Here is a 5,972-nt window from a genome sequence, read left to right on the forward strand (position 1 = left end):
CTTGCTAAGGGGGGGAGAAGAGAACTCTTGCTTCCCCCCCTTACTAAGGGGGGGACTGAGGGGGGGTTCCATCGCCCCTGGAGAATTGAAATCTTGCTTCCCCCCCTTAGCAAGGGGGGGACTGAGGGGGGGTTCCATCGCACCTTCGGAACCTAAAATTTCCCAAACAACCGGCAAAACATCCAATCTCGGTTTAGGGCACTGGTGAGCGAGAATTAAAGAAGCCCGATCGCCCTTTTCCAGATTTTGCCCGAATTCTGGATTTAACAGCAATTCTAATCCCGCGCGGGAGGCTCCGTGAACCCCAGTAGCCACAATCGCCCAGCCCGATCGCGCATTTGACCGACTAATGGTACGATCGCACTCAACCTCCCCAAAAGCAGTAATCGCCACAGTCACAACGGGCGATCGCACAACATCCCCACCGACGATCGGCGTATCATATTCTTGCAAGCAAGCCGTCATCCCCCGATAAAACTCTTCAACCCACTCCACAGCCGTATCCGCCGCCACAGCGAGGGCTACAGTCACCGCCAAAGGTGTTGCTCCCATCGCAGCCAGATCCGACAAATTTGCCGCTGCGGCGCGCCATCCTGCGTAATAAGGCCCCGTAGTTCGATCGCTAAAATGCACTCCCTCCACTAACATATCGGTAGTGATAGCCAGAGATTGGTTGGGATTTGTAGGCATGACAGCGCAATCATCACCCACTATCTCTGCGGGGCAGAATTTTTGCAATATTCTTAAAAGGCCTTGTTCACCGATATCTTTAACTTGCATAAATTTGAATTAGTCGATCGCACTTTCTCACTTCACCATTCCTTACCCGAACTCGGCGGCAGGCGCAACCTAGGAAACCTATAAAAAGTATCCCCTTCATCATCTACCTCTAAAATCGCCGAAAAAATCTTAACTTGCCGAGTTAAATACTGCTGAGCAACTTCAGCCTCAACCCTAGCACTAGCTGCCAGTTGAATCAGCGAAATTTGACTGTTTTGAGTTTCCAACAACTGATAAAAAGCCTCATCCAACCGCTGCTTTTGCTTGTTTTCATTCACATTTTTTACAATCAACAAGCCTGCGAATCCGCCCAAACCCATTACCAATAAAAATTGTAAAATAGCCATATTATCGATTGAATTCCTATTTTCAATAACGAAACTATAAAAATTATCTCTTCTTCCAGCCTGATTCCGGCGGGCTTTGTCTGTGTAAAAGTGATTTCAATCGCCGTCATCTGTATTTAGAAAAAATTTCAATGCCTGTCACTATTGATTTTTTCAGCCCGCGCAGGCGGGCTTTGTTTCTGTAAAAGCGATTTCAATCGCCGTCACTTTCGTGTAAAAGCGATTTCAATCGCCGTCATTAATTAAACTTGAGGTCGCACCAAATTTTCGATTCCTTTAACTACCTTAGCAGATACAATCTTGTCTCCCTGCTTCAGTTGCTCCAAAACTTCTTTTCCTTCAATCATGTAACCAAAAACAGCATAGCGGCCGTCCAACAGATTCAGACCAGCGGGCGTGAGTTCAGGTTCAAACAAGAAAAAGAAAAACTGAGAAGAAGCGCTATCAGGGTCAGTTTCTGTACGGGCCATAGCCACAGTACCGAAAGCAGAAAAAGGCAAAACAGGTTCGTCGCGATAACGCCCCGCATCTTCTAGAGTAATCCCGTAAATAGGTTCTTTTTCCTCCCTGACGAGCACTTCTAGCGGTATATTCCGGTATTTGCCAGTAGCTGGGTCAATAAAACCCTCTTCCTTGCCTTCGGGGTCTCCCGTTTGCAAAACGTAGGATTCTTCCGATCGAATAAACGGCAAACCGTCATAAAAACCTCGATCGACCAAATCCACAAAATTACCAGCCGTAACCGGGGCGCTGTAGCCGTCAAGCACAACAGTAATTTCCCCTTTTTCAGTTTGTACAGCCACAGTAGCGCGCCCTTTCAGTTGAGGCAGATTAGCATACTTGGCAGGCACTTCAAACGGAAACTTTGTCACCATCAACTCTTCGATTTCGCCTACCGAACCCAGGATTGTGGCTTTCAAGTCAATCACTTTGTCCCTGTCTTTAGCCTCAACAGCCTTTTCCAGTTGAGCAATTCCCTCCTTGGCTTGTGCAACTAGCGCCTCAGCTTGCGGCTTTTTGGCGTCGGGAATACTCTCTAAAAGGTCAGATTCCCGGAGGTTGAGAATCCTGGAAGCCTTACTGACATCGCTGCTAATAGGCCCCCAACGTTTAGACCGTATGTGGTTGCCAATGTCTTCGAGACTGATTTGCAAATCTCGTACAGTCTGATTGTCAATAGGTAAAGCGAAGCGCAGCAGCGCCCGGCCGTCCGTAATCGCATTCCCCGCAGGCATACTGCTGCTGGGCCGTTTGGCATGGGAGACTGCACTGAAACTCAGTCCGAGAGTGAACAGCAAGAGCGCTAAAGCAAGGGTTTTGACCCAGCGCTTGCACGTATCGATCGAGAAATTAGGCCAATGCAACATAACTTTAACTTTTATTGCCTCTATTATCTTCCCACAGCGCTGCCCGCCCGCCTTTGCTGCTACCCATCTAAAGTGTCTGTTCGTTCGGCTGGGGAGGAGTTGCCCACTAACAACACTCAACAGTCAACTGACAACTGACAACTGCCCACTGCCCACTGCCATTAACATTTCAGTACAGCACTTGCTCCCTTTGAACGGTAAAATAAAATGCCAATTGCTTTTTGATGCCGTCAGCTAGACTGCGGCTTTAACCTGACCCGCTCAAAAACGGATACAATCCCCAGACTCCTGTCGTGGAGAGATCAAAATTTTAGACCAAGGTTCAATCTCCCAAATTCATCTGTGGAGTAAATCTAAAATCTAAAATCTAAAATCTAAAATCGACTGACTGTAGTTCCCCCGTGCCGCCAAGGCGACGGGATTGCCCGCAAAAATTTATATGATTTCCAGTAACGACTTTCGACCAGGTGTTTCAATTGAATGGAATAACGGCGTGTGGCGGGTTATCGAATTCCTCCACGTCAAGCCAGGAAAAGGCTCGGCTTTCGTGCGGACAAAATTAAAAAACGTCCAAACCGGAAACGTAGTAGAACAAACCTTCCGGGCGGGCGAGACTATGCCTCAAGCCAACCTGGAAAAGAGTGTGATGCAGCATACCTATAAAGAGGGCGACGAGTTCGTCTTTATGGATATGGAAACTTACGAGGAAAGTCGCCTCAATGCTAAGCAAATAGGCGATCGAGTCAAGTACCTCAGTGAAGGGATGGAAGTCAGCATCCTGCGCTGGAACGACCAAATCATGGAAGTGGAACTTCCCAACTCTGTTGTCTTGGAAGTGCTGCAAACCGATCCGGGAGTCAAAGGAGATACTGCCACTGGTGGCAGCAAACCCGCGATCGTCTCCACCGGAGCTCAGGTTATGGTGCCTCTATTTATTTCCATTGGAGAACGGATTCGGATTGATACTCGTGAAGACAAGTACCTCGGCCGAGAGTAGAAAGGAGGGAGGAAAAGGGAGTTTTTAGTTTTTAGTTCTGAGTTATGAGTTAAAGAGTTATAAATTCAATACTCATCGCTCACAGCTTAAAAACTATCCCTTTTTCCTCCAAAATCGTTGATGCTCATAGCTTCGCCGGATTCTGAATTTTCAATTTTCAATTCTCAATTTTCAATTATTAATTACCCTTGAATCTGCTGTGCAACTAGACTTAAACCAGCTTTGTGACCTGCTAACTGTATTAGACAAAACTGGCATTTCGGAACTGACCTTAAAAAGTGGGGATATTGAACTGACAGTACGCAAAGGCATTCTGGCAAGTTCACCAGCCACCTCTGCTGCGCTCCCTGCTGCCGTGACGACAGTCGCTCCGATCGCCTTGGGCGCGGTTCCTAGCCCCACCTTAGCCTCACCTCCTGCTGTTGACCAAAATTTAGCAGCGGATCTGGCTGCCCCTGTACCCGTCGCCCCTGTCGCCGCACCTGCTGCCGTACCTGCTTCTGTCGATACGAAATGGGTGCCAATTATCTCGCCGATGGTAGGAACCTTTTATCGCGCTGCTGCTCCTGACGAGCCTCCTTTTGTCAATGTGGGCGATCGCATCAAGGTCGGCCAGACAGTCTGTATTATCGAAGCGATGAAGCTGATGAACGAGATCGATGCTGATGAAGTCTCCGGTCAAGTGATGGAAATTTTAGTTCAAAATGGCGAACCTGTCGAATACGGTCAAGTGTTGATGCGAATTAATCCGGATTGAAGGATTACTTTATTGTTATGGACAGAATAAATGCTAATATTTCCCGATCACTTCTCTCCGGTGAGTTTGATGAAGTCATCCCAGCCTGTCCCGCAAGAGGTTGTGCAACAAGTTGCTGAGTATTTCAGTATTTTGAGCGAACCCATGCGTTTACGAATTTTGAACTTGCTTCGCGACGGCGAAAAATGCGTGCAAGAATTGGTGGAAGCTACTCAAACGAGTCAAGCCAATGTTTCTAAGCACCTAAAACTCATGCTCCAAGCTGGTATCCTCACTCGCCGGAGTGAAGGAACTTCAGCTTATTATAAGGTGCAAGATGAGTTAATTTTTGAGCTGTGTAATATGGTGTGCGATCGGCTTGCCAGCCGGATCGAACAGCAAGCCCTACACTTTCGGGCATTTAGTCTAACTACCAAGCACTGAAAATTAGTCCCCAGCCCCAGTCAATCGATTTGAGATTTGAGATTTGAGATTTTAGATTGACTTGCGCGAGATAAATGCTCTTTCTTGAGGATTTTCGATTTTCGATTTGGGATTGATTCCACGGATAAATCACGTGGCGGGTACCACCTTTGAAATTCGTGGTCATGAGTCATCAGCCATGAGTCATAAGTTATCAATCCCTACTCTCTGCCTTCAGACCGATGACTAATGACTCCTAACTAATGACTCCTAACTAATGACTCATAATTACTAAAGGGGAAAATTTTTGTCAAAACTTTGGCGGGTACTCGGCTGAGCCACCTCCAAACCTTCGCCCCCTAAAAGTTCTAAAGGCTTACCTTCCACCGAAATCCAAACCTTGGTATTCGGTTGTAAACTCGTAGCCGTATAGATAACTTGCCCTAACCGGCCAGTCATCGAATTGCTCCCTCCCCCCGCAGTAAATTCTGCCGACAAATCGACATAAACTCCGTCATTCTTAACACTCAAACCCCTGAGTTTTGTCCCATTAGGGATTTCGCTAGAAACAGTTGCATCCTTGGGCCCAGCCAACAAACTGTTAAAAGCAGCTTGTAAAGCTACATCAGGCTTGTCAGCTTGTTTGACAGCTACTTTCGTAGGAACTCCCTCAAATTTGCCGCTGGCATCTTTAACCCAGTAGACTTGCACTGTCTGGACATCAGTCTGCGGCAAAGGCTTTGGCTGCGGCGACTTTGGGATCAGAGCGTTAGGCGTCTGAACCTGCGGCGTCTGAACCTGTGGCGTCTGAACCTGTGGCACTTGTACAGGATTTGGAGGGGGTACAGGGATCACTACAGCAGGAGATTCCGCAGGACTTGGGGACAGCGGCTGAGTCGTAGTTTGAGCAGAAGACTGCGTATCTGCGGGGCTGGGCGAACGGTTCGCTGTCCACCAGGCAATGCCCCCTCCCGTCAGTAAAGCCAACCCGCAAACACCGGCAATGACGGCTGTGGAGACGCGGCGTACTTCTTGTCCATCTTTCATAATACAAATTCTCCTTACAGATAGAGCGCTTGGGACGGTGAGGAGCGACTCTTGATCAGCTACATTTGTCTATGGTTAGATTCTGGAATTGACACAATTGCATTGCTGCTAGCGAACACTTTATAGCAAGCCCAACATATTCTGAATCCGACTATTGGAATCCTAGACCATAATATAAGATTTCGCCCGTGGAGTATGTCACCAAAAAACTGGGTCTGAAGCCCCGTCCTTATAGGACGGCTTTACATTGAATTAAATCCCCTTTCGGGGTCGGA

At 47.7% G+C, this 5,972-nt stretch carries 7 protein-coding genes; 3 read left to right on the top strand and 4 right to left on the bottom strand.

Translation table 11 applies throughout. The features are described 5' to 3' along the window. From thiL to QUB10_RS33540, 3 genes are all read right to left on the bottom strand, one after another. The coding region (gene thiL / locus QUB10_RS33530; RefSeq protein WP_333207428.1) for a thiamine-phosphate kinase at positions 1-780 on the bottom strand (780 nt) is incomplete at its 3' end. Between the two features lie 32 nt (positions 781-812). Beyond that, positions 813-1,127 carry a hypothetical protein gene (locus QUB10_RS33535; protein ID WP_333207430.1) on the bottom strand — a complete coding sequence of 105 codons (315 nt, stop codon included), beginning with the start codon at positions 1,125-1,127 and terminating at the stop codon, positions 813-815. Between the two features lie 242 nt (positions 1,128-1,369). After that, positions 1,370-2,494, bottom strand: a complete 1,125-nt coding sequence (locus QUB10_RS33540) for a peptidylprolyl isomerase (protein ID WP_333207431.1) — start codon at positions 2,492-2,494, stop codon at positions 1,370-1,372. A 439-nt stretch (positions 2,495-2,933) separates the two neighbouring features. Between QUB10_RS33540 and efp the strand changes: the two genes are divergently transcribed. From efp to QUB10_RS33555, 3 genes are all read left to right on the top strand, one after another. Continuing rightward, positions 2,934-3,491 carry an elongation factor P gene (efp, locus tag QUB10_RS33545; protein WP_333058573.1) on the top strand — a complete coding sequence of 186 codons (558 nt, stop codon included), beginning with the start codon at positions 2,934-2,936 and terminating at the stop codon, positions 3,489-3,491. Between the two features lie 199 nt (positions 3,492-3,690). Then, entirely contained in the window at positions 3,691-4,248 is a 558-nt protein-coding gene (gene accB, locus QUB10_RS33550; protein WP_333207433.1) for an acetyl-CoA carboxylase biotin carboxyl carrier protein, read from the top strand. Between the two features lie 30 nt (positions 4,249-4,278). After that, on the top strand, positions 4,279-4,671 hold the full coding sequence (locus QUB10_RS33555) for an ArsR/SmtB family transcription factor (protein ID WP_006631662.1): 393 nt from the start codon (positions 4,279-4,281) through the stop codon (positions 4,669-4,671). 270 nt (positions 4,672-4,941) lie between these two features. Here QUB10_RS33555 and QUB10_RS33560 read toward each other — a convergent pair whose 3' ends face one another. Further along, positions 4,942-5,697: a GerMN domain-containing protein gene (locus QUB10_RS33560; RefSeq protein WP_333207434.1), complete on the bottom strand. Its 756-nt coding sequence runs from the start codon at positions 5,695-5,697 to the stop codon at positions 4,942-4,944. Positions 5,698-5,972 lie beyond the last annotated feature (275 nt).

The sequence above is a fragment of the Microcoleus sp. B5-D4 genome (assembly GCF_036705145.1).
Lineage (GTDB): Bacteria > Cyanobacteriota > Cyanobacteriia > Cyanobacteriales > Microcoleaceae > Microcoleus.

What these genes read in the sequence shown, in the direction of transcription:
- QUB10_RS33535 (WP_333207430.1), bottom strand. Translation starts at nt 1,127, where the DNA reads ATGGCTATTTTACAATTTTTATTGGTAATGGGTTTGGGCGGATTCGCA.
- QUB10_RS33540 (WP_333207431.1), bottom strand. Translation starts at nt 2,494, where the DNA reads ATGTTGCATTGGCCTAATTTCTCGATCGATACGTGCAAGCGCTGGGTC.
- efp (WP_333058573.1), top strand. Translation starts at nt 2,934, where the DNA reads ATGATTTCCAGTAACGACTTTCGACCAGGTGTTTCAATTGAATGGAAT.
- QUB10_RS33555 (WP_006631662.1), top strand. Translation starts at nt 4,279, where the DNA reads ATGCTAATATTTCCCGATCACTTCTCTCCGGTGAGTTTGATGAAGTCA.
- QUB10_RS33560 (WP_333207434.1), bottom strand. Translation starts at nt 5,697, where the DNA reads ATGAAAGATGGACAAGAAGTACGCCGCGTCTCCACAGCCGTCATTGCC.